The sequence below is a fragment of the Pseudomonas sp. VS40 genome, from assembly GCF_018587885.1.
Classification (GTDB): Bacteria; Pseudomonadota; Gammaproteobacteria; order Pseudomonadales; family Pseudomonadaceae; genus Aquipseudomonas; species Aquipseudomonas pergaminensis.
On record NZ_JAGYWD010000001.1, the window covers coordinates 377,104 to 399,227 of the forward strand.

At 61.2% G+C, this 22,124-nt stretch carries 21 protein-coding genes; 10 read left to right on the top strand and 11 right to left on the bottom strand.

The window, feature by feature from the left end:
- Positions 1 to 8: 8 nt before the first annotated feature.
- Complete coding sequence (locus KHP07_RS01730; protein ID WP_214496497.1) at positions 9 to 1,103, bottom strand: PLP-dependent cysteine synthase family protein; 1,095 nt, start codon at positions 1,101 to 1,103, stop codon at positions 9 to 11.
- Positions 1,104 to 1,319: 216 nt separating this feature from the next.
- Here KHP07_RS01730 and nhaA point away from each other — a divergent pair, with 216 nt between their 5' ends.
- The 3 genes from nhaA (at position 1,320) to KHP07_RS01745 (ending at position 4,233) form a co-directional block, all read left to right on the top strand.
- Complete coding sequence (gene nhaA, locus KHP07_RS01735; RefSeq protein ID WP_078047248.1) at positions 1,320 to 2,495, top strand: Na+/H+ antiporter NhaA; 1,176 nt, start codon at positions 1,320 to 1,322, stop codon at positions 2,493 to 2,495.
- Between the two features lie 167 nt (positions 2,496 to 2,662).
- The gene (locus tag KHP07_RS01740) at positions 2,663 to 3,901 is read left to right on the top strand and encodes an S-type pyocin domain-containing protein (RefSeq protein ID WP_078047247.1); all 1,239 of its coding nucleotides are present in this window, start codon (positions 2,663 to 2,665) and stop codon (positions 3,899 to 3,901) included.
- Positions 3,898 to 4,233, top strand: coding sequence for a hypothetical protein (locus tag KHP07_RS01745; RefSeq protein ID WP_078047246.1), 336 nt, complete (start codon positions 3,898 to 3,900; stop codon positions 4,231 to 4,233). The genes KHP07_RS01740 and KHP07_RS01745 overlap by 4 nt, the downstream gene beginning before the upstream one ends.
- A 211-nt stretch (positions 4,234 to 4,444) precedes the next feature.
- On the opposite strand, the gene KHP07_RS01750 is transcribed toward KHP07_RS01745, so the two are convergent.
- A complete protein-coding gene (locus KHP07_RS01750) occupies positions 4,445 to 4,909 on the bottom strand; it encodes an outer membrane lipoprotein (protein WP_003189251.1) in 465 nt (154 codons plus the stop codon).
- A gap of 157 nt (positions 4,910 to 5,066) precedes the next feature.
- On the opposite strand from KHP07_RS01750, the gene KHP07_RS01755 reads away from it, so the two are divergent.
- Entirely contained in the window at positions 5,067 to 5,327 is a 261-nt protein-coding gene (locus KHP07_RS01755; protein WP_078047245.1) for a hypothetical protein, read from the top strand.
- 36 nt (positions 5,328 to 5,363) lie between these two features.
- Here the strand turns inward: KHP07_RS01755 and pdxH are convergent, their stop codons facing one another.
- The 5 genes from pdxH to dinG form a co-directional block, all read right to left on the bottom strand.
- Complete coding sequence (gene pdxH, locus KHP07_RS01760) at positions 5,364 to 6,011, bottom strand: pyridoxamine 5'-phosphate oxidase (protein WP_214496498.1); 648 nt, start codon at positions 6,009 to 6,011, stop codon at positions 5,364 to 5,366.
- 27 nt (positions 6,012 to 6,038) lie between these two features.
- The gene (locus KHP07_RS01765) at positions 6,039 to 7,205 is read right to left on the bottom strand and encodes an OmpA family protein (protein ID WP_214496499.1); all 1,167 of its coding nucleotides are present in this window, start codon (positions 7,203 to 7,205) and stop codon (positions 6,039 to 6,041) included.
- Between the two features lie 143 nt (positions 7,206 to 7,348).
- The gene (locus KHP07_RS01770) at positions 7,349 to 8,494 is read right to left on the bottom strand and encodes a serine hydrolase domain-containing protein (protein WP_078050877.1); all 1,146 of its coding nucleotides are present in this window, start codon (positions 8,492 to 8,494) and stop codon (positions 7,349 to 7,351) included.
- A gap of 82 nt (positions 8,495 to 8,576) precedes the next feature.
- Positions 8,577 to 10,874: a beta-galactosidase gene (locus tag KHP07_RS01775; RefSeq protein WP_214496500.1), complete on the bottom strand. Its 2,298-nt coding sequence runs from the start codon at positions 10,872 to 10,874 to the stop codon at positions 8,577 to 8,579.
- A gap of 88 nt (positions 10,875 to 10,962) precedes the next feature.
- Positions 10,963 to 13,107: an ATP-dependent DNA helicase DinG gene (dinG, locus tag KHP07_RS01780; protein WP_010212383.1), complete on the bottom strand. Its 2,145-nt coding sequence runs from the start codon at positions 13,105 to 13,107 to the stop codon at positions 10,963 to 10,965.
- A gap of 99 nt (positions 13,108 to 13,206) precedes the next feature.
- Between dinG and KHP07_RS01785 the strand changes: the two genes are divergently transcribed.
- Positions 13,207 to 13,671: a CopD family protein gene (locus tag KHP07_RS01785; protein WP_078047241.1), complete on the top strand. Its 465-nt coding sequence runs from the start codon at positions 13,207 to 13,209 to the stop codon at positions 13,669 to 13,671.
- 119 nt (positions 13,672 to 13,790) lie between these two features.
- On the opposite strand, the gene KHP07_RS01790 is transcribed toward KHP07_RS01785, so the two are convergent.
- Together KHP07_RS01790 and KHP07_RS01795 are read right to left on the bottom strand one after the other, a co-directional pair.
- A complete protein-coding gene (locus KHP07_RS01790; protein WP_078050876.1) occupies positions 13,791 to 14,549 on the bottom strand; it encodes a collagen-like triple helix repeat-containing protein in 759 nt (252 codons plus the stop codon).
- Positions 14,550 to 14,708: 159 nt separating this feature from the next.
- Positions 14,709 to 15,404 (bottom strand): PA1041 family peptidoglycan-binding anchor lipoprotein, encoded by a 696-nt coding sequence (locus KHP07_RS01795; protein ID WP_078047240.1) that lies wholly within the window; start codon positions 15,402 to 15,404, stop codon positions 14,709 to 14,711.
- A 190-nt stretch (positions 15,405 to 15,594) separates the two neighbouring features.
- Between KHP07_RS01795 and KHP07_RS01800 the strand changes: the two genes are divergently transcribed.
- Genes KHP07_RS01800 through KHP07_RS01815 form a run of 4 tightly spaced genes read left to right on the top strand, consistent with a single transcriptional unit; the run spans position 15,595 to position 17,266 of the window.
- A complete protein-coding gene (locus KHP07_RS01800; RefSeq protein ID WP_010212387.1) occupies positions 15,595 to 16,092 on the top strand; it encodes a DUF6231 family protein in 498 nt (165 codons plus the stop codon).
- A 4-nt stretch (positions 16,093 to 16,096) separates the two neighbouring features.
- Positions 16,097 to 16,567, top strand: a complete 471-nt coding sequence (locus tag KHP07_RS01805; RefSeq protein ID WP_028619236.1) for a YchJ family protein — start codon at positions 16,097 to 16,099, stop codon at positions 16,565 to 16,567.
- 19 nt (positions 16,568 to 16,586) lie between these two features.
- The gene (locus KHP07_RS01810; protein WP_078047238.1) at positions 16,587 to 17,069 is read left to right on the top strand and encodes an LEA/WHy family protein; all 483 of its coding nucleotides are present in this window, start codon (positions 16,587 to 16,589) and stop codon (positions 17,067 to 17,069) included.
- On the top strand, positions 17,066 to 17,266 hold the full coding sequence (locus tag KHP07_RS01815; RefSeq protein WP_003189235.1) for an SEC-C metal-binding domain-containing protein: 201 nt from the start codon (positions 17,066 to 17,068) through the stop codon (positions 17,264 to 17,266). The genes KHP07_RS01810 and KHP07_RS01815 overlap by 4 nt, the downstream gene beginning before the upstream one ends.
- 182 nt (positions 17,267 to 17,448) lie before the next feature.
- Here KHP07_RS01815 and KHP07_RS01820 read toward each other — a convergent pair whose 3' ends face one another.
- Complete coding sequence (locus KHP07_RS01820) at positions 17,449 to 18,834, bottom strand: ATP-binding protein (RefSeq protein WP_214496501.1); 1,386 nt, start codon at positions 18,832 to 18,834, stop codon at positions 17,449 to 17,451.
- Entirely contained in the window at positions 18,831 to 19,541 is a 711-nt protein-coding gene (locus KHP07_RS01825; protein WP_028619233.1) for a response regulator, read from the bottom strand. The genes KHP07_RS01820 and KHP07_RS01825 overlap by 4 nt, the downstream gene beginning before the upstream one ends.
- Positions 19,542 to 19,739: 198 nt before the next feature.
- Here KHP07_RS01825 and KHP07_RS01830 point away from each other — a divergent pair, with 198 nt between their 5' ends.
- Positions 19,740 to 22,121, top strand: coding sequence for a TonB-dependent receptor (locus tag KHP07_RS01830; RefSeq protein WP_214496502.1), 2,382 nt, complete (start codon positions 19,740 to 19,742; stop codon positions 22,119 to 22,121).
- Positions 22,122 to 22,124 lie beyond the last annotated feature (3 nt).

Genomic DNA, 22,124 nt, shown 5'->3' on the forward strand with positions numbered 1-22,124 from the left:
CCTACAGGTTAGATGTTGGCGCGCAGAATGCTGTCTGGCAACGCCTCGCCCCGCTCGACACTGGCCGCAACGGCCGCGATCAATCCATCCAGCGCATACCCCTGACCCGCCAACCAGGCCGGATCGTAATAGGTCGTGGCATACCGCTCTCCCCCATCACACAAGATCGCCACGATCGAGCCCGACTCCCCCGCCACTTTCATTTGCTGCGCCGCTACCAGGGCGCCAATCAGGTTGGTCCCGCTGGAACCGCCGACCCGTCGCCCCAGCCGCTCGGCGAGGTAATGCATGGCCGCCAGTGAGAGTGCGTCCGGCACTTTGACCATGGCATCAATCACCTTGGGCAAGAACGACGCTTCGACCCGTGGCCGGCCAATGCCTTCGATGCGCGAACCGCAGTCCAGGCGCAAACTCGCGTCGCCACTCTGATAGAAATCGAAAAACACCGAACGCTCGGCATCGGCACATAACACACGGGTGCAATGCTGGCGGTAGCGCACATAACGACCAAGGGTCGCGGTGGTGCCGCCGGTGCCGGGGCTGGAGATCAGCCAGCTCGGCTCCGGATGTTGCTCGAAGCGCATTTGCTGGAAGATCGACTCGGCAATGTTGTTGTTCGCCCGCCAGTCGGTGGCACGCTCGGCGTAGGTGAACTGGTCCATGAAGTGACCGCCGCTTTCCCGCGCCAGGCGCTCGGATTCGGCGTAGATCTGCGTCGGATCCTGTACCAGGTGGCTGTGACCGCCATAGAAGGCGATCTGTGCGATTTTTTCCTGGGAGGTGGTGGCTGGCATCACCGCAATAAACGGCAAACCCAACAGACGCGCAAAGTAGGCCTCGGAAATGGCCGTCGAGCCGCTGGACGCTTCGATCACCGGCGCACCCGGCTTGAGCCAACCATTGCACAGCGCGTAGAGGAACAGCGAGCGAGCCAACCGGTGCTTGAGGCTGCCGGTGGGGTGGCTGGACTCGTCCTTGAAATACAACTCGATACCCGGCAAACCTGGCAACGGCAAGGGGATCAGATGGGTGTCAGCGCTGCGCTGGAAGTCCGCTTCAATGATGCGAATGGCTTCGCGGGCCCAGGGACGGTGGTCGCTCATGAGGGAGTTCTCTAAGGATTTCAGCCCCAATCTTAGGATGTTTCCTACACTGCACACAGATACAGTGAAGACTCAATTGGACACACAATTGCTAGGCTTTGGCGCAACGCCATCCACCCTCATCTCTTATAACAAATAAGAATATAACTTTTGTTTTAACAACTAACGGTACGGGTTAGGGTACCCACCTATTGAACCTTGATTGGAGAGCATCCCTTGCCTCTGCGTAGCACTTTCACCCGTTTCTTCCAGCTGGAAGCCGCCAGTGGCCTGTTATTGATCGCCGCTGCCGCTTTGGCGCTGATCATCAACAATTCACCCTTGTCGCACCTCTACGGCGCGTTTCTTGACGTGCCGGTGGTGGCGCAGATCGGCGCATTGAAAATCGCCAAGCCGGCCCTGCTGTGGATCAACGACGGCCTGATGGCCCTGTTCTTTCTGCTGATCGGCCTGGAGGTCAAGCGCGAGTTGCTCGACGGCCACCTGTCCAAGCCTTCGCAAGTGGTGCTGCCGGGTGCAGCCGCCATCGGCGGCATGGTGGTGCCGGCGCTGATCTACTGGGCAATCAACAAGGACTACCCCGCCGCGCTTTCCGGCTGGGCGATTCCCATGGCCACCGACATTGCCTTCGCCCTGGGCGTGCTGGCCCTGCTGGGCAAGCGTGTACCGGTGTCGCTGAAGCTGTTCCTGATGACCCTGGCAATTATTGACGACCTGGGCGCGATCATCGTGATCGCCGTGTTCTATTCCGCCGACCTGTCCGGTGCTGCCTTGGCGGGCGCAGGTGCCTGCCTGGTTGCCTTGATCGCAATGAACCGCCTGGGTGTGATCAAGCTCGGGCCGTACCTGATCATCGGACTGATCCTGTGGGTGTGCGTACTCAAGAGCGGTGTCCACGCCACGCTCGCCGGTGTGACCCTGGCCTTCTGTATCCCGATGCGCACCAAGAACGCCGAGCCATCGCCGCTGTTGACGCTGGAACATGCCCTGCACCCGTGGGTGGCCTACGGCATCCTGCCGTTGTTCGCCTTCGCCAACGCCGGCGTGTCCCTGACCGGTGTCAGCCTGGAAAGCTTCACCCACCATGTACCGATGGGCATCGCCGCCGGCCTGCTGATCGGCAAGACCGTCGGCGTGTTCGGCCTCACCTGGCTGGCCATCAAGGCTGGCCTCGCCACCCTGCCCAGCGGCGCGAACTGGGGCCAGGTGTTTGGCGTAGCGATCCTGTGCGGCATTGGCTTCACCATGAGCCTGTTTGTCGGCTCCCTGGCGTTTGTGCCGGGTGCCAGTGAGTTTGCTGGTGAAGACCGGATGGGGATTCTGACGGGATCGATTCTGGCGGCGTTCATTGGTTATGCGGTGACGGCGATGGCGAGTCGTAAGAAAATCTGACCTTATTTGCAGGCGCCGGCCATTTCAAGCCGGCGTCTGATTTCCCCGTTCACTCAGCATATCTACCCTTCTCAGACTCCCCCTACATCCCCCCTTCTTGACTTGGCCTAACGTCGTCTTCCGGCTTTTATGCCGGACGTCGTTATACAACAAGCCAGGAGGGCACAATGGCAAACAAAAAGGACGTATACCAAGTTTGGCGATGTTACGGGACTGGCACCGGTGGATACCGACGTCTGGAGCCCATGAACGAAGCCGAATTGGCGGGCCGGGCAGTGAGCCAGCAACAAGCTCAGAGGGAAGTAATCGACCGGCAGATAGCAGAAGAAGCACGCTTTCTGGTTAAGCCGCTACCCCCTCAGGTACCTAAGGAAGGTTGCGTATTTGCTAAGTCCTGCAATTTACCGGACGCAATCATCGATTATCACGAACCGACCGGTTATGTGCCTCTTGATAGGTTAAGAGACTATGCCGAATACGCACTGCTGGGTGGGATAGAAGCAGACAGTTCCGGTCGGCTGAGATTGGGAATGATCGGTGGCAGTCCTCTGCCGGCAGGATTTGGAGGGCTATCGCTTGGTGGCGTCGCCACGGCTGGCAGCGTGGGCACAGTCGCCACAGCGAGTGTCAGCACGGTGGGCACCGCCTTTTTGGCAGGCATAGTTGCACTCGTATGGCCCTCCAATCTCGGCGACAGCGCGCTTTACAGCGAAGATCAATTGCGCTCCATGGCCAGGGCGCGTACGCGGGTACGCTTGCATATCGAGCAACGCGATGACGGTACGCTCAAGGGATACGCTTTCTATACGGGAAAGAACCACGACTGGGAAATGGTCGATGTGGTGCAGTTTCAGATACGGCATGCGCACTACGTTGCCGACTTGGGTGATGGGGTTGAGCTGATCTGGACGCCTGCTACCGACCCCGCCAGTACACTCGGCATACCTGCATTGGAAGCGGCGCCATCGACGCCGCACATATGGGTATATCCGCCCACCGAGCAAGCCGCCGATATAATTGTCGACCCGATTTATCCACCTGAGTACAGGGATTTCATCCTGGTATTTCCGGCGGATTCAGGGGTCAGGCCGCTGTATATCGTCGTTAGCTGGAAGTATGAGGACGCGCCCTATCACAGCAAAAAGGGGAATTCAGTTAAAAGTAAACGCCCTGAAAATGGGCTGGATTCGCTTAATGAATCGATAGAGGTGAATCCGCCGAATTCGCGACGACGTATAGCGATTGATCCGCATACAAATGAGTTTGTAGTGATAGATCGTACTGCTGAAGGTGCCTATCACGCCCACGTAAGACCTTGGAGCGGCTTACGACAAGAAATGAAAAACGCCTTGATCAGAGCTGGGAAAACCAACCGCAAAGGCAAAATCCTGGGAGATACAAAATGACAATGCGATACCACGACCCATCACTGGAACACGATGAAGCAGTACGCTATCTAGCAACATCAGATGTCAGCAAAGTGACGGAGGCATTGATTTCGATTGGGCTTGATGAACCGAATGGCGACTGGGCAGAACATACCTGTCTCCAATTTATCGAACACCCTGACGACGAGATTTCAGCGGCAGCAATCGTAGCTATTGGACACATCGCACGTCGATTCGGGGCATTAGATATGACAAAGGTCACGCCGGCGTTGGAACAGGCAAGACGCAGGTCGCCGTCTCTGTCGGCTGCGGTGAATGACGCAATGGATGACATAGAAATGTTCACCTGAAGCCCAACCCCTTCGGATTCTGTCGCCGCGTCCTATGAGTATGCGAGCCGAGCGTAAAATCTGGTCCGCAATAAAACCGCCCTGCTAAGGCGGTTTTTTATTGCCGGCGTTTTTGTATGTAACCCGCCCGCCACCGGCTAGACGCCCGCCCCTAAAACCAAAAACCCCAACCGGTCACCCGGTTGGGGTTTTGTGTTTCCAACGCCGACGTTTAGCGAGTAACGCGGCTGGTGCCATCGACGGTCATGATGCGTACGCGGTCGCCGATGCGGAAGATTTCATTCTCCTGCACGGCCTGCACGTAGGCGCGCATGCTGCCGTCGTCTTCGCGAACGGTGATTTCCACACCCTGGGTGCGGGTCAGGCCTTCTTCGGTGGCCGAACCCAGCAGGCCACCAGCGACGGCGCCGATCACGGCGGTCACGATGCTGCCACGGCCGCCGCCGATAGCGCTGCCGCCAACGCCGCCGATGACGGCGCCAGCCGCGCCGCCGATTGGGGTCTTGGTACCTTCGATTTTCACCGGACGCAGGGATTCAATGGTACCCATGCGCACGGTCTGTACACGACGCGCTTCGTCACGGGAGTACGAGTCGCCGGTCAGACTCGAGGCGCAGCCACCCAGCAGCAACGACAGGGTGGTAAAGCAGGCAACCAGTAAAACGGACTTACGCATAGCATCAACTCCAAAGGACAGGTGTTCATTAAACGCTGCGGCTTGACGCCTGTCACGGCAAGCCCCGCAGAAAATTGCTTTCATTCAGCCTTAGTACAGACTGCCCGCACCAGAAAACTCGACGAACGGTAGCTCTTCTCTCGTAGCCAGGTCCCTCATGGATTACTTCATCATTGTAGTCACAACCCTTGCCGGCCTGTATTTCCACGGCTGGTTGTACCTGCGCATCCGGCGCTGGATCGACCGTGACCTGGCACTGTCCCTGGCGGGCGATGATCCGCACAAGCGTGCCTTCATGCTCACGCAACTGGAGCAGGCCCGTGCGTTGAAGATCAAACGGTCTGAGTTGCCGGACTGGCTGAAGAATGCGGCGCAACAGTACACGCCCGGAGTCTCTGTTCAAGAGACTTCGGGGTGATGGGCAACATTCAAGCGAAGTGACGAAAGGTGCAGCTCAGGGCGCCAGACGCTCGCGCGTCCACTGCGAATCTTGCAGGCGGTAGTTGAGGCGGTCATGCAGGCGGCTGGCGCGGCCTTGCCAGAACTCGATGCGCTCGGGCAACAGGCGATAGCCACCCCAGTGCTCCGGGCAGTCGGGCTGGGTATCAGTGAAGCGCTGCTCGGTAGCCTTGAGCAGGTCCTGCAGCTCTTCGCGGTCACGAATGACTTGGCTCTGCGGAGAGGCCCAGGCCCCCAGGCGGCTGCCCAGCGGGCGGACCTGGTAATAAGCGTCCGACTCCTCGGGCGTGACCTTGACCACCCGACCTTCAATGCGCACCTGGCGCTCGAGGGTCGGCCAGAAGAAGGTCATGGCTGCGAACGGCCGCGCCGCCAGCTGTTGACCCTTGGCACTCTGATAGTTGGTAAAGAAGGTAAAGCCCTGCGCATCCAAGCCCTTGAGCAACAGGATGCGGCAGTGCGGGCGACCGTCCTGGTCGACGGTGGCCAGGGTCATGGCGTTGGCCTCCACCGGTGGCTGCTCGGTTTTCACCGCGTCGGCAAACCACTGGTGAAACAAGGCAAACGGCTCGCTCGGGGCCTGGGCCTCGCTCAAGCCATCCCGTGTGTAGTCACGGCGCATATCGGCCAGTGCCTGGGTCATGCGGCTTTATCCTTCTGGTTCAGCAGATCAGTTTTTCGCCTGGTCATTCGCCGGCGCAGCGGCCTTGGCCTTGGCTGGAGCCGGTTTTTTCGCAGCGGGCTTGGCCGGGGCTTTTTTGGCCGCAGGCTTGGCTGCCGCTTTTTTCGCGGCTGGCGCCTTTTTAGCCGGTGCCTTGGCGGCCGGGGCCGGGGCTGGAACGTCCTGCACTGCAACCATTTCGGCGACAGGCGGGGTTTTGCCCGACTGGTACTTGCTCAGCAGCGCCAGCATGGTGGTGCGCTGGGTGAACATGATTTCCATGCGACGGTTCAGGGCACGGCCCTGGTTGCTGTCGTTGGCCGCTCGTGGCATCAGGTCGCCCATGCCGCGCAGCATCAGACGGTCTTGCTTCAAGCCGCTGAGGCTGAAGATCGAGGCGATGGATTGCGCGCGTTCCTTGGTCAACGCCTGGCTGGCCGGGGCGGTGCCGGTGGCATCGACGTGGCCGAGTACCAGTACGGCGGTCTTCGGATCGGCTTCAACGGCCTTGGCCACGCGGGTGAACGGGCCGAGGGTGACGGGCAGCAACATGGCCGGGCGTTTCGGGTTGTAGGAACCGTCGACCGGGGCGATCACCACCAGCACGTTGTCACGACGCTCGAGTTGCAGGTTGCTGTCCTTGATGGCAGCACGCAGGCGCGGCTCATAGTCGTCCAACCAGGCTTGGGTGATTTTCGGATCGGGCATCGGCACGTTGGTCACGTCGACCTTGGCCAATGGCTTGGGCTTGCTTTCGAACGGCCACCACCAGTGGGTTTCGGTGTCGGTCTTGGCAACCGTAGGGGCAGGTTCTGCGGCCTTGAGGTCGGCTTTCAGGTCGGCCTTGGCATCGGCAGCCTTTTCGTCGGCGGTCTTGGAAGAGAATGGCCACCAGCTGGAGCCGGTGTCAGCCTTGGCGGCTGGAGCCGGGGCTGGCGCAGCAGCCGCAGCGGCTACCGGTACGGCAGGCTTGGCGCCGGCAGCTGGCTTGGCGTCAGGCTTGGCCTCTGATTTGGCCTCTGGCTTGGCGTCGGCTTGGGTCACTGCGTCCTTGGTCGCGGCCTTATCAGATCCAAATGACCACCAATGCCCACCCTCGGCATCATTTTGTGGAGTTTGTGCGCAGCCGGTAATAGTGAGGCATAGCGCCAGTGCCAAGGACTTGTTCGATAACATGAGATATCCACAAAATGAGAAAAGAAACGGGGGTCTGGATGACCCGTTAAACAGACGCTTACAGAACATTAAAGTTACATCATTTCGTTCAGCGCCTTCTTATAGTTGCCTTTGTAACAAAAAAACGTGAAACAGCAAGGGGTTTACAGACAACCGGCCAATATTCCGACCAACTTCTGTGCCCGTGGGTCCATAAGTACATAAGGCCCCAATGTATTAGTCACGAAACCAAATGCTACATCGTGCTCAGGGTCAGCAAACCCCACCGAGCCACCGGCGCCAGGATGCCCGAATGCACGCGGGCCAAGGCCGAACGTGGCGTTGGGCAGCTGCGGCTGGTCCAACATGCAGCCCAGGCCAAAACGGGTGTGTGTCAATAATGTTTTATCCGGCCCGATACTGTGTTCGCGGGTCAATTGTTCGAGCATGTCGGCTTCAAGCAAACTACCGTCCAGTAATCCACTATAAAAACCCGCCAGGCTGCGCGCATTACCGTGACCATTCGCCGCTGGCTGCTGCATACGGCGCCATTCAGGTTTATTAGTGCTGGTCAGAATAGACGGTGGATTGGCAAATGCACGCGTGGTCATGGCCGCCGGTTCACGCATCATTACTTGCAGTAAACGTTGTGCGGCTTCATCGCCCATATTGCCTTTGCTGCGCGCTATATGTGCAACGCGGTAAAACTCTTCATCCGCCAGCCCCACGTGGAAGTCCAGCCCCAATGGCCGCGCCACCCGCGCGACAATGGACTCTCCCGGCCCGCGACCATCGGCACGCCGCAGCAATTCACCGACCAGCCAGCCGTAGGTGATGGCCTCGTAGCCGTGGCCTTGGCCCGGCGTCCACCACGGGGCTTCGGCGGCCAAGGTATCGACCATCAGTTGCCAGTCGTAGAGAGCCTCGGTGGGCAGCATTTCGCGGATCGCCGGCAACCCGGCCTGGTGGCAGAGCAACTGGCGCAGGGTGATGGCCTCTTTCCCGGCGGCAGCAAATTCAGGCCAGTAGTGGGCGACCGGCGCATCGAGTTGCAATTTGCCTTCGGCCACCAATTGCAGGGCCGTGACCGCCGTAAAGGTCTTGGTGCAGGAAAACAGGTTGACGATGGTGTCGCTGTGCCAGGCCTCGGCCCCGTCCTTGTCGGCGGTGCCGGCCCACAGGTCGACGACGGTTTCGCCACCGATCTGGATGCAAAGCCCGGCACCACGCTCCTGTGGGTCATCGAACAACGCGGCGAAGGCTTCACGTACCGCTTCGAACTGGAGTTCGTAATGACCCTGAATCTGCACCTGAGCGCCCTCGAAAAACATCGAAAAAAGTGGCCGACATTGTTCCAGCCCTTGTAGGTTTTGTGAACCCGTCAGCACTCAATCAATGACCATTTCCGGAGTGCCCGCCCGCGTGCCCGGCGCCCTGCCCCGGGCCTTTGCCCTCATGCCCGGCCCGGCCACCCTCGCTTTCACGCGCGGCGCCTGCCGCCTTGGCCTTTTCCGCTTCCTTGCCCAGTTGGTCGACCGCCGCCAGGTTGCTTTTGCGCACGCTCTCGACAAAGCCCTGGAACGGGATGTCAGTAATGCCCACCAAGCCAAAATGGCCGTTCTCACCGTCCAGTAGGCGTCCGGTCACCGGTTGGTCCAGGTACTGGAACCAGTGCACGCCGACAATCGACGGCTCGGCCATGGCCTGCTTGAGGAAATTGCCGTAGGCCACGCCACGGTCGTCTTCCTTGGCCAGTTGGGTCACGCCACCCCAAAACGGCCCACGGTCGGCCGAGCCGAAGTTGAATTCGGTGATCAGTACCGGCTTGTCCAACGCCCGCAAGGCGGCGAAGTCGTAACCGTCCTGGGGTTTGAGGGTGTACATGTTGAAACTCAACACATCGCAGTACTGCGCACAGGAGGCCACGGCTTCCGGCGTGCTGACCGCATAACGGCCGCCCAACAGCAGTTGGTTGGGGGCATGCCATTTCAGCGAGTCGGAGATGGTCTTGAAGTAGGCATCGGCGAAGGTCTTCTGGAAGTATTTAAAGTCAGCTTCGATTTCCGGGTGCTCGGCGTTGGGCATAGGCGGTTCGAAGCCCGGGTCTTCCATCAGCTCCCAGCCCTTCAAATCGATGCCCCAGGCTTTCGACAAACCTTCTTCGTTACGGTATTTGTCGCGCAACTGCTTGAGAAACGCGCGCTTGGCCGGTACATCGGTGGTCATGCGCAAGGTGCCGTAGGCCAGGGCGTAGCGGGACTTGGGATCATCACCAGGGCCGGCCCAAGCCAGCTCGTTGTCGGCAAAAAAGCCGATCAACCACGGGTCATCACGGTGATCGCGGGCAGCAATCGCCACGGCGCGCTCGGTGGCCATGGCGAAGCGGGGGTCGAACGGGTCGGGCATGCCGCCCCACCAGTCGGTGCCGGTGCTGATGCTGGCGTAGTCGCCGACAATCGACAGCGGCAAGGTGTAGGGCACGCGGTCGGCGGTGGCCAGATCATCATCGCTCCAGTTGCCGACGGTGTTGAAACCCCACGCCTGCAAGCGGTCGAGGGTGTGGGTCACCCAGCGCTTCTGGTCAAACCCGTCACCGCCATACGTGCGCTGCAGGTTGGCGCCGTAAAAGTCATACCAACGCCCGGCAGCAAAGCTGCGCCCTTCGCCCGCGCCGTTGCCGGTGCGGTTGTCGCTGCTGCCGTAGTACTTGTCGAAAGGCTCGCCACCCTTGGGCAACGCCGCGAACATCCATTCTCGGCCTGCCACATAGGTCTGGCTGTTGTCCGGGGCCACGGTATTGACGCCCAGTGAGTAGAACGGGTGCCCCTCCGGCGTCACCAGGTACCAGCGCCCGTCGCGCTTCTCGGTGCGGAAAAACCCGCTGGCGTCGAAGGCCGGGCCTTTGTTCCAGCCGCCATATTGGTCCAGCGCGGATTTGTCCCGCGTGGCCAGCCAGCCCTGGAGCTGCTGTTGCTCCTTGGCGGCGGCGGCCTTGAGTTGTTCGTCGCTGCTGACTTTTTCCGGCCAGCGCGCTCGCGTGGATTGACCGTAGGCGTCCACCAACTCGCTATAGGCCGCCTTAATCACCGGTTCGCTGTCCTGCACGCCAAAGCGCTCCAGCAGGATGCTCTGGGCGGCGTTGGGCTTGATCATCGACAAGGTCACCGAAACCACCTGGCTGCGGTCGATTTCGCCGGCGCTGCTGGCCAGTAACACGCGCTGGCCGTCCACGGTGATCGGCATCGGCGGGCCGGCCTTCATGCCCTGGCTCAGCGGCGAGTTGGCCTGCAGCGGCACCAGCAGGGTCTGGGCCGGACCGGCAGGCAGGTCAACGCGGCTGACCAGGGTACGGCCATCACTGCTCTGCACCTTGACGTAGAGCGTCAGCGCCCAGTCCATCGCACTCTGGATGCGCAGGCTCACGGCGCCCGACTGGGACCAGTCCCAGGCACCGGTTTGCGGGCTGAGAACCAGGCTCGGCTCGGCAGCCGGGTTGAACGTAATGCGGCGCAGCACCTCGCCTTCGGGGGTTTGTTCGGCGTTGTATTGCGGCAGGCTGGCGTCCTGGGTCGCCACCTTGACCACATCGGCAGGCCGGACGAAGTTGAACAGGGTCTGTTGCCCGGCAGGCGCGGCCATCAAGGGCGCGGCGAGCAGCAAGGCAAAAAGGGCGGGCAGCGTGCGAATCATACGAACAAGGTTCTCCCAGACGGCCGATGAGTGGCCTGATGACATAATTGAGATAGACCACGAAGTGGGCGTGTTCGCCCACGGTGGCTTAAGAAATTTCGCGCCTGAACGGCGGCAAGGCATTGAGGATAGCCTTGCCATAGCGTTGGGTGACCAAACGACGGTCGAGCAAGGTGATGGTGCCCCGGTCCTCTTCGGTACGCAGCAAGCGACCGCAGGCCTGGACCAGCTTCAAGGAAGCATCCGGCACCGAGATTTCCATGAACGGGTTACCACCCCGTGCCTCGATCCATTCGGCCAAGGCCGCCTCGACCGGATCGTCCGGCACCGAGAACGGAATCTTGGCGATCACCACATGCTCACAGTAGGCGCCGGGCAAGTCCACGCCTTCGGCAAAACTCGCCAGGCCGAACAGTACGCTGGAGTCCCCACCATCGACGCGCGCCTTGTGTTTGTTCAGGGTTTCCTGCTTGGAGAGGTTGCCCTGGATAAACACCTGCTTGCGCCAGTCACGGTCGAGGCCGTCGAACACGTCCTGCATCTGTTTGCGTGACGAGAACAGCACCAGCGTACCGCGTGAACCTTCTACCAGTTCCGGCAGGTCACGGATGATTGCGGCGGTGTGGGCCGCCGCATCCCGTGGGTCGGCCTTGAGGTCCGGCACCCGCAGCACACCCGCGTCGGCATGATGGAACGGGCTCGGCACCACTGCAGTGACGGCCTTTTTCGGCAGGCCGGCACGCATGCGGAAGCGGTCGAAAGTACCCAGGGCGGTCAATGTGGCCGAGGTTACCAGGCAGCCGTAGGCCACGTTCCACAGGTTGCGTCGTAGCATTTCGGCGGCCAGGATCGGGCTGGCGTTGACCTCGATATCGAACAACGCACCGCTTTCCGACAGGGTCAGCCAGCGCGCCATGGGCGGGTTGTCTTCCGGGTCTTCGACGGTGAAGGCGGTCCACAACTCCCAATTGCCCTGGGAGCGCGACAGCAGGCTGCCGAACAGCGGGTACCATTCCTCGGCCTGGTTGCTGGCGATGCCGATGTTGACCTCGCCGTCCATGCCTTCCTTGAGCAAATCGGTGAGACGGGTGAAGAGGTCGGTCAGGCGTGAAAAGCCCTTCTTCAGCTCGATGCCCATTTCGCGCATGTGCTCGGGGATCAGCCCGCCGACAAAACGGTGACGGGGCCGCTCACGGCCCTCGACGTCTTCGCCGGGCTTGAAGTCGGCCACCTGTTCGCAGGCGCTGAACATGAATTGCTGCTGGGTCTTGATCTCCCGCGCCAGTTCCGGCACCTGTTCGATCAGCTTGCCAAGGTCGCCGGGCAGCGGATGCTGGGCCAGCAACTTGGTGAGGTTCTTCGCGGTGGTTTCCAGCCAGTCGGCGGTGGAGCGCAGCCGCGTGTAGTGAGCAAAGTGGCCGATGGCCTTGTCGGGAAGGTGGTGCCCTTCGTCGAAGACATAGAGGGTGTCACGCGGATCCGGCAATACCGCACCGCCGCCCAGGGCCAGGTCGGCCAGGACCATGTCGTGGTTGGTAACGATCACATCGACCTTGCCCATGCCTTCACGGGCCTTGTAGAAGGCGCATTGGCCGAAGTTGGGGCAATGGCGGTTGGTGCACTGGCTGTGGTCGGTGGTCAAACGCGCCCAGTCGGCGTCTTCGAGAGCGGTGGGCCAGCTGTCGCGGTCACCGTCCCATTTATTGCCGGCCAGTTTCTCGATCATGCTGGTGAACAGCTTCTGGCTGGCCTCATCGACCTCGATCTTGAAGCCTTCTTCTTCGAACAGTTGGGCCGTCGCGGTTTGCGCGTGGCCTTCCTGCAGCAATACGTCGAGCTTGGACAGGCACATGTAGCGCCCACGGCCCTTGGCCAGGGCGAAGGTAAAATTCAGGCCACTGTTGCGCATCAGGTCAGGCAGGTCTTTGTAGACAATCTGCTCCTGCAGGGCGACGGTGGCGGTGGCGATCACCAGGCGCTTGCCGGCGGCCTTGGCGGTGGGGATTGCGGCCAGGCTGTAGGCCACGGTCTTGCCGGTACCGGTGCCGGCCTCGACAGCCACGACCGCGGGTTCACCCTCGCGGCGACCCTCGTCGTCGGTGTCGATATCCCCGAGGACCTTGGCCACTTCGGCGATCATCAGGCGTTGGCCGTAGCGCGGTTTCAAGCTCTTGGCTTCGAGAAAACGCGAATAGGCGCCCTGGATCGTGGTTTTGAGTTCAGTGCTGATCATGGATAGTCGGGCGCAAAAAACGCTGGATAAATTTTCAGTGGTTCGGATCGGCCGCTATCATACCCCGCTAATTAATCCCGCGCAGAACGGAGTACCACAATGACCGCGTTTAGCCTCGCTTACACCCTGCATGTATTGGCCGCCCTGATCTGGGTCGGCGGTATGTTTTTCGCCTGGATGATCCTGCGCCCCGCCGCTGTGGCGGCACTTGAAGGCCCTGCCCGACTCAAGCTGTGGGCGAATGTGTTTCAACGTTTTTTTGTATGGGTGTGGGTGGCGGTGGCGGTTTTGCCGATCAGCGGCATCGGCCTGCTGCAGTTGCGCTTCAGCGGGTTTGAGACGGCGCCCCGTTATGTGCAGGTGATGATGGGCTTGTATCTGGTGATGACGGCGTTGTTTATCCGTATCCAGGCGTTGAAATTCCCGGAATTGCGCACGGCGGTGGCGGCGGAGGATTGGCCGGCGGGTGCTGCGGTGCTGGGGCAGATCCGCAAATTGGTGGGGATCAATCTGATCGTGGGGTTGGTGGTGGTGGCGATTGCTTCGGCTCGGCCGATGTTCTAAGGGTGTTCTTTAGGGCCTCTTCGCGGGCAAGCCCGCTCCCACAGTTGACCGAGTTCCAACATGAGAATGCGGTCGAATGTGCGAGCGGGCTTGCCCGCGAAGACGTCAGCCCAAACGGCTCACAGCCGCTGAATGGTCACAGTGCCCGCAGGCCCAGCCGGCCCCGGCTGCCCTTCCAACCCCGGGCGGCCCTTCTCTCCACCGTCGGCGCGGTACACCAGGCAGCCCTTCGACTGCCCGCCTTTACCAGGCTTGCCCGCCGTACCGGCCAAACCGCCCGCACCGCCATCGACCCAGACTTTGATCTGCTGCGCCGGGAAGTCCTGCGGCAACTCGACCCGTACCTGCGCACCCGCCGCGCCTGGCAAGCCATCGCCGCCGTTATCACCATTGGCACCACGACCGGCTGAGCCCCAGGTGCAGCCCGGATCCTCGCCGTTGGCGCCATCGAGCCCGGCATAACCTTGGGCACCGGCGCCGCCACGGGCGTCCACCGAGAGTTCTTCTGCTGCCAGCGAATTGATGCGCAAGGTCAGGTCACGCCCAGCCTTGGCGGGTTTTTCATGGGTGCCGGGAGCGCCGCGTGAGGTGATCTGGCTGCCGTGATCCAACTGCGCATGACGCACCTGCAATTGCAGGGCGGTGTTACCGGGAACGATGGCGATGCGCGCGTCGCGGCCCAGGTGCAGTTCGTCCACAGTGACTTGGCTGATGGTAGCCGGAATCAGCAACGTACCGTAGTCCGCCACGTCCAGGCGCTCCAGTTGCAACACACTGGTGCTGCTGGGCAGGCGCATCAATGAGTTGGTTTCAACACTGACGCTCTGGGCCAGGGCAACGGGGCTGACCAACAGGGCCAACAATAAAACCTTACGCATCATGGAGCTCCCCTGAATTTTTCAAAAAACATTTCTAGTTTTTCTTTGGACGCACAGTAACGACTTCCACAGGCGCTTTGCCAGTGAAGGATCAAAAAAGTTAATAAAGGAGGAGGATTGGCAGCAATGCCCCTGTGGATCCCACAGGGGCAAGGGCCGTCAGCGGTTAATCTGGATTTCCGTGCGGCGGTTCAAGGCGCGGCCTTCAGCGGTTTTGTTGTCGGCTACGGGGTGGCTCTCGCCCGCACCGGTCACCGATACAAAATTGCTGCGCGGTACACCGGCGCCGATCAAGTAATCGGTCACCGAGTGGGCGCGTTTTTCCGAGAGTTTCTGGTTGTAGGCGTCTTTGCCGACGCTGTCGGTATGGCCACTGACCCGCAGTTGGGCGGTCGGGGCTTCCTGTTTCAAGCGTGTGGCAACGGTATCGAGCTTGGTTTTGTCCGCCGCCGTCAACTGGGCCGAATCGAACTGGAAGTGCACATCACGGATCACGATGGTTTCTTCCTTGACCACCACGACCTCCTCAACCACCGCTGGAGGCGCTACGGGTGGGCAGCCATCGGCATCGACTTGCACACCCTTCGGCGTGCCCGGGCACTTGTCGCGGCTGTCCGGCACGCCATCGCCATCTTCGTCGCCATCGCCGTGTACCCAGCAATAGGCGCCAGCCATGCCGCCCACCAGCAACGCGCCATAGCCTGCGTAGGCCGAGCTTTCAGTGGCACCGATCGCCGCACCGGTCACGCCGCCAACAGCGGCGCAGGTGGGCCAATCGGTTTTTTGCAAACCTGCGCAACCTGTCAATACTCCGGTTAGCAGAACCAAGGGTAGAGCTGTCCGCATGATGCTCATCTGATTTCTCCTGAGGGGATCGGCGGGGGCCGATGGGTGCAGTAAAGACGGCTCTTTTCATCTGCGCCACTACGCCGCGCCCCTGTATTCATTGAGGATCGTCGTGTTTGTCGGACTTTTCGCAGCCACCCGCTCTAGGCCCGCACGCTCAGCCGCGCTAGTCTCTACGGTCTTGATGTGAGGATCTCTGATGACCGCCGGTATTTCTGCCCGTACCCCCCAGCAAGCGCTGGCCGCCTTGCTCGACCTGCACCAGCCCAAACGCCTGTTGCTGTTGGGCGCCAGCCAGTTCCCGGCGCTGGAGGCTTTTCAAAAAGCCCATCCGGATACCCAGGTGTCCGTCGCGGCACCGGGCGCGTTGCCTACAGAGCTTGCCGCACAGCGATTTGACCTGGCGCTGGTGGTGGACTGCCTGGAGCACCTGTCAAAACCGCAAGGCCTGACCCTGCTTGGCGGCATCCGTAACCTGAATGCCAGCCGCATTGCGGTGTTGGTGGACCTGGGCGCCTGCGACTGGAAAGACACCGACTTCTTCTCCCTGGCCCTGCAGGCCGGCGAGCGTTTCCAGCGTGACGAGCAGGTTCTGACGCTGTTTACCTACGATCTGCTTGACTATAAGCAAGTGCCGGACTGGCTCAACGCCCGCTTCTGGGCCAACCCGGAAAACTTTGGAAAGTATTGGTGGTAACCCGATGAGTACATCCATTTGCCCCTGCGGCAGTGGCAACCTGCTGGATGCCTGCTGCGGCCATTATCACGCCGGGCACCCGGCGCCCTGCGCTACCGCGTTGATGCGCTCGCGCTACAGCGCCTACGTCTTGGGCCTGGTGGACTACCTGGTCGCCACCACCCTGCCCGCCCAACAACCGGGCCTGGACCGCAACGCCATCGCCGCCTGGAGTGCCCAGAGCACCTGGCTCGGCCTTGAGGTGGAAAGCTCGGAGGTGTTCGGCGGCCAGCCGGAACACGCGTTCGTGACCTTCACCGCGCGCTGGCATGACAGCAACGGTGAACATAGCCACCGCGAGCAGTCGTCTTTCGTACAGAATGACGGGCGCTGGTACTTCATCGACCCGACGGTGGAGGTGAAGGCCGGACGCAACGATGCCTGCCTGTGCGGCAGTGGGCAGAAATTCAAGAAGTGCTGTTCCAGCTACCTCTAACCACCACAGGACTCACGCCATGCTCCGGATGTACAGCTTGATGCTGGCGTTGACCCTTGGCCTCACCGGTTGCGCGTCGTGGTTCGAAGACGATTCGCCGCCGCCTCATGTCTCCCTGGTGAAAGTCGAGGTGGTGCGCGCCAAGCTGCTGGAGCAGAAGTTCAAGCTGTACTTTCGCGTGGACAACCGCAACGACGACGACCTGACCGTGCGCGGCCTGATCTACAAAGTCAGCCTGGGCGACTTTGTGCTGACCGAGGGGGAGTCCAACGAATGGCTGACCGTACCGCCGCGCAGTCATAAATTTTTCCGGGTGTCGGTGCGCACCAACCTCTGGCCGCAGATCCGTGATGTGGTGCAGATGTTGAAAAAACCCGACCAGCCTGTGCCGTATCGCCTGGAAGGTGAGCTGAAAACCGGATTATTCATCGGTTATGACGTGCAGGTGAACCACAATGGCGAGATAATCCCCGGCGATTTTATTCCGGAGCGACATCGATGACTCAGCAACCCCATGTCCATGGTCCTGACTGCAACCACGATCACGATCACCATGATCACGACCACGGCCATGTCCACGGCCCAAACTGCGGCCACGCTCACCAGGAGCCGGTGCGCAATGCCTTGAAGGACGTGGGTCGCAATGATCCTTGCCCGTGCGGCAGCGAGAAGAAATTCAAGAAGTGCCACGGGGCCTGATGCCCCAACCTGTGGCGGGCTTGTTGTGGTGAGCGGGCTTGTCCCGCGCGGGGCTGCGAAGCAGCCCTAAAAACTGACAACGCGTTGTATCTGTAATACTGCCGCGGCCTTAATGGGGCCGCTGCGCAGCGCAGCCCAGCGCAGAACAAGCCCGCTCACTACATACCCTCCCTGCGCGAGCCTCAGGATCTGCGTTGGAACTGCAACTCCACTTCCAGCCCGCCTCCCTCCCGATTACGCAAACTCAACCGCCCGTCATGCGCCTTGGCGATGGTGTGAGCGATGCTCAAACCCAAGCCATACCCGCCGGTCTCGGCGTTGCGTGAACCCTCCACGCGGTAGAACGGCTCCATCACTTGTTCGAGTTGCTCCTGGGGAATCCCCGGGCCACGGTCGCTGATGACAATCTTCAAGCTGTCCGCCTGATCGTCGATGCGCACCACCACGTCGGTGCCATAACGCAGCGCATTTTCCAGCAGGTTCTGCACACAGCGCTTGAGGCTGCGGGCATACCCCGGCAATGGCTGTTTCGCACGCCCCTCGATCCGTACGTGTTCACCCACATCTTCCGCATCCGCCTGCAAGCTTTGCAGCAAGGCGTTGATGTCGATGTTTTGCCGTGACTCGTTGATTTCGCCGCTGCTGACAAAATCCAGCGTACTGGAGACCATATGCTCCATTTCCTCCAGGTCGCTGCGAAAACGCTCCTTGGTGCGATTGTCCTCAAGCATCTCGGTGCGCAGGCGCAGGCGTGTGATGGGTGAGCGCAGGTCGTGGGAAATGGCCGCAAGGAACCGCGTGCGCTCGGCAATGTTGGCGATCAGCCGCTGTTGCATTGCATTGAAGGCTTGGGCTGCGCGGCGCACTTCGGTGGGGCCGTCCACTGACAACGGCGGGCGCTGGATATCCCGGCCCAAGGCCTCGGCCGCCTTAGCCAGTGCATTGAGCGGGCGGATGGCCAGGCGTACGGCGACCAGGGCAATCACCACCAGCACCAGCACCCGCAACAGATAAATGCGCATGACGTAGTCGAACAACAGGTCCAGCGGCGAAGTGCTGGTCCAGCCCTGTTCCTCGCTGGCATCCACCTGCAACCAGCGGCCGTCGGGCAGGCGCAGGTCGATCAGGAATTGCCCCACCACCGGCTTGGAGCCGAGCAAGGTCGACAGCCCGGCGGTGTGCCCATCGCCATCCACCAGGGACAGGCGCAACAAGATCAGGGTGTGGGCGTACCCGGTTTTTTCCGACAGCACTTTCTTGATCAGCCGTTCGGTGGGCCGGTCGCTGTCCTTGAGGGTGCTGGGTGTATTGCTGGCTTGGTCGCTGAGGGTCAGGCGGAAGGTCGGCGTGTCGAGCAGCTTGATCAGCAGGTCAGCCTGTTGCGGGTCGCTGTGCACCAGCCGCACCACGTCGGCCAGGCGCGTGGCGATCAACCGCGCGGGGATTTCCAGCACCTGCCCATGGCGCCGGTCGTACCAGATGCTGCTGGTCAGCGCCTGCGCCGCAAGCATGCCGCTGACCAGGATCAGCACCAACCGCCCGAACAGCGAACGCGGCAGCAGTCTCACGATTCCAGCACCACGTCGTCGGCGGTGAGCATGTAGCCTTCGTTGCGCACGGTCTTGATCAGACCCGCCGGCAGTTGCGAGCGCAGGCGACTGACACACACATCGATGGAACGGTCGAACGGCGTGCTGTCCTTGTCGAACACGTGATTGAGCAGAAAATCGCGGCTCAGCGGGCGATTGGGGTGCTGCAACAGCAGGCGCAACACGCGGTAATCCGAATTGCCGAGGCTGACCACCACGCCCTCCGGCGAGAGCAATTGCCGCGCACGCGTGTCGAGCTGCCAGCCGGCGAAACGAATACTTGGCGCTTCATCCAGGCGTGCGCGGTCGGGAAAGCTCTGCACCCGACGCAGCACCACCTTGATGCGCACCAGCAGCTCACGCGGGTCAAACGGTTTGGGCAGGTAGTCGTCGGCGCCGATTTCCAGGCCGACGATGCGGTCGATCAACGAGCCTTTTGCCGTGAGCATCACCACCGGCGTGTTTGAGTTCACCCGCAGTTCGCGGCACAGGCTCAGGCCGTCTTCGCCGGGCAGCATCAGGTCGAGGACGATCAGGTCGATGACATTCAGCGCCAGGCGCCGGCGCATTTCCTTGCCGTCGGCCGCAGTGGAGACCTGGAAGCCGGCATCGCTCAGGTAGTCGCAGAGCAGCTGGCGGATTTGCGGGTCGTCATCAACGATCAGCAGGTGGTCTTGCTTGGCCATGGGCAGTCAATCCAAAAAACAATGAAACGCAGCAAATAGCCGAAAGTTCAGCCAGCAGCACGCGCAAATGTAATGGAATGTTGTAGGAAACCATAATCACGCATCAGCGATACAAACCTGGGGTATGGCAGGCGAAATCGCTCTTTAGACTACCGAACCTAAATGAGAGTAATTGTAATTTAGACTCGGAAGTTGCCCATGTCATTGCCCACACCTCGCAGCCACACGCTGCACACCACCCTGGCACCGATGTTCGGCCTGCTGGCTGCCGGCAGCGTTGCCCCGGTTGCCTTGGCGGATGCGCCAACGGCCACGTCCAACGACTCGGTGCTGAGCCTGCCGGAAATCAAGGTCGATGGCGAAGCCACTTCCACCTTCAAAGTGGACCGGGTGACCTCGGCGAAAATCAGCCAGCCGCTGCTGGACGCGCCGCAAAGCGTGACCATCGTGCCGCAGCAGGTGCTCAAAGAGCAGAACGCGCAGACCTTGCAGGAAGTGTTGCGCAACGTGCCAGGCATTACCTTTATGTCGGGTGAGGGCAACCTGGGCTGGGGCGACCTGTTTTCGATTCGCGGATTTTCTTCCGAGCAGAGCCTGACCGTCGACGGCGTGCGCGATGCGGGCATGTCGACGCGCACCGATACGTTCAACCTGCAACAGGCGGAAGTGTTCAAGGGCACCGGGTCCATCGAGTCCGGGGTGTCTGCCGTGGGTGGCAGTGTCAACCTGGTCAGCAAGGAAGCGCACCTGGGCGATGCCAACAAAGTCTCGGCCGGGATCGGCACCGACAGCTACCGCCGCCTCACGGCCGACCTCAATAAACAGCTGAACGACACCACCGCCGTGCGCATCAACCTGATGAAGCACTACAACCAGGTGGCCGAGCGCGACGACGTGGACTATGACCGCTGGGGCATCGCCACCTCGTTCGGCTTCGGCCTGGGCACCGATACGCGGTTCTTCGTCGACACCTTCTATCAGAAAGACACCAATACCCCGGACGGCGGCGTGCCGATCCAGCGTGGGACAAATGGCGACCGCATGCCGGGCGTGAAACGCTCCAACTGGTACGGCGACTCCAGCCTCTATACCCAAGAAAACAAAACCACCTCGCTCACGGCACGCTTCGAGCATGACTTCGACTGGAACGACGCCAACCTGCGCAACCAGACGCGTTGGGAACGCAGCGACAACTTCGCCGTGCTCTCCCCCGCGCGCTTCTTCGCTGCCAACGCCAATGGCCAGAAGACCTGCACCGGCACGCGCTGTGCGGCCCTGGGCTACACCGGTGTAGGTCCTATCAGCCAAGTACCGGGCAGCACGGTGAATGCCTACACCGACTACGTGAATAACAGCAACACCGCCTACGGCATCCTGCGCGGCAGCGACTTCGGCCTGTCCAAGCGCTACACCATCCTCGACAACCAGACCGACTTCAATTTCAACCTCACCACCGGCAGCCTGCAGCACGCGGTGGTCAGCGGCCTTGAGTTCTATCACGAGACCTACGGCGGGCTGAAACGCAACGCCAAAGTGCCGGCTGGCGACATGCTCTTCGACATGAACGACCCCAGCCACAGCTTCGCCAGTACCTACGTGACCAAAGGCGAAGGCGACCCGCGCTCGGTGATCGACAACGCCGGTCTCTACCTGGGCGACACGATCACCCTCAACGAGCAGTGGCAAGTGCTGGGGTCGCTGCGCTACGACAACTGGCGTGCGCAAACCCGCCAGCGCGGCCAGGCCACGATCAGCAGCACCGACGGTGCCGTCAGCGGTCGGGTCGGCGCGGTGTTCAAGCCGTTGCCCAACGGCAGCCTCTATGTGTCCTACAGCGAGGCGGCGCAGCCGTCGGCGTTGGGTGCGTCGACCAACAACCAGATCTACGGCGCAGCGAGCACCAGCAACTACAGCCCGGCCAAATCGAAGACCTACGAACTGGGCACCAAGTGGGACATCGCCCACGACAGGCTCAACGTCACGGCGGCGATCTTCCGCACCGAACTGGACAATGCCTGGGAATACCAGGACGGCGAATCCGCCCCGGTACGCGCGTTGCCCGCCAAGCGTGTAGACGGCATCGAACTGGGCCTGCAAGGCAATATCACCCCGCGCTGGACCGCCTACAGTGGTTTCTCGGCACTCAAAAGCACCCAGACCAAAGGCATCAACAAAGGCGCCGAAGCCAAGAACGTGCCCGACCTGACCGCCAACCTGTGGACCACCTACGCCGTCACCGACGCCCTGAGCCTCAGCTACGGCGAGCAATACGTGGGTCGACGCCGCTACACCGACAATAAATACGTCGGCGGCTTGAACAACAACAGCAGCTACGCCAACGGCCCGTCCGGCGTGTATGCGATCTACACCCGCGACCACGAAAAAGCCCCCGGCTACTGGCTGAGCAACCTGGCCGCGCAATACAAGGTGAACAAGGACACCACGGTCAACCTCAACCTCAACAACGTGTTCAATAAGTTTTATTACAGCCAGGTCGGCGCGTCCCTCGACGGCTTCCAGCTCTACGGCATCCCAGGCGCCGGGCGCACCCTCACCGCCAGCGTCGACTATGAGTTCTGACCC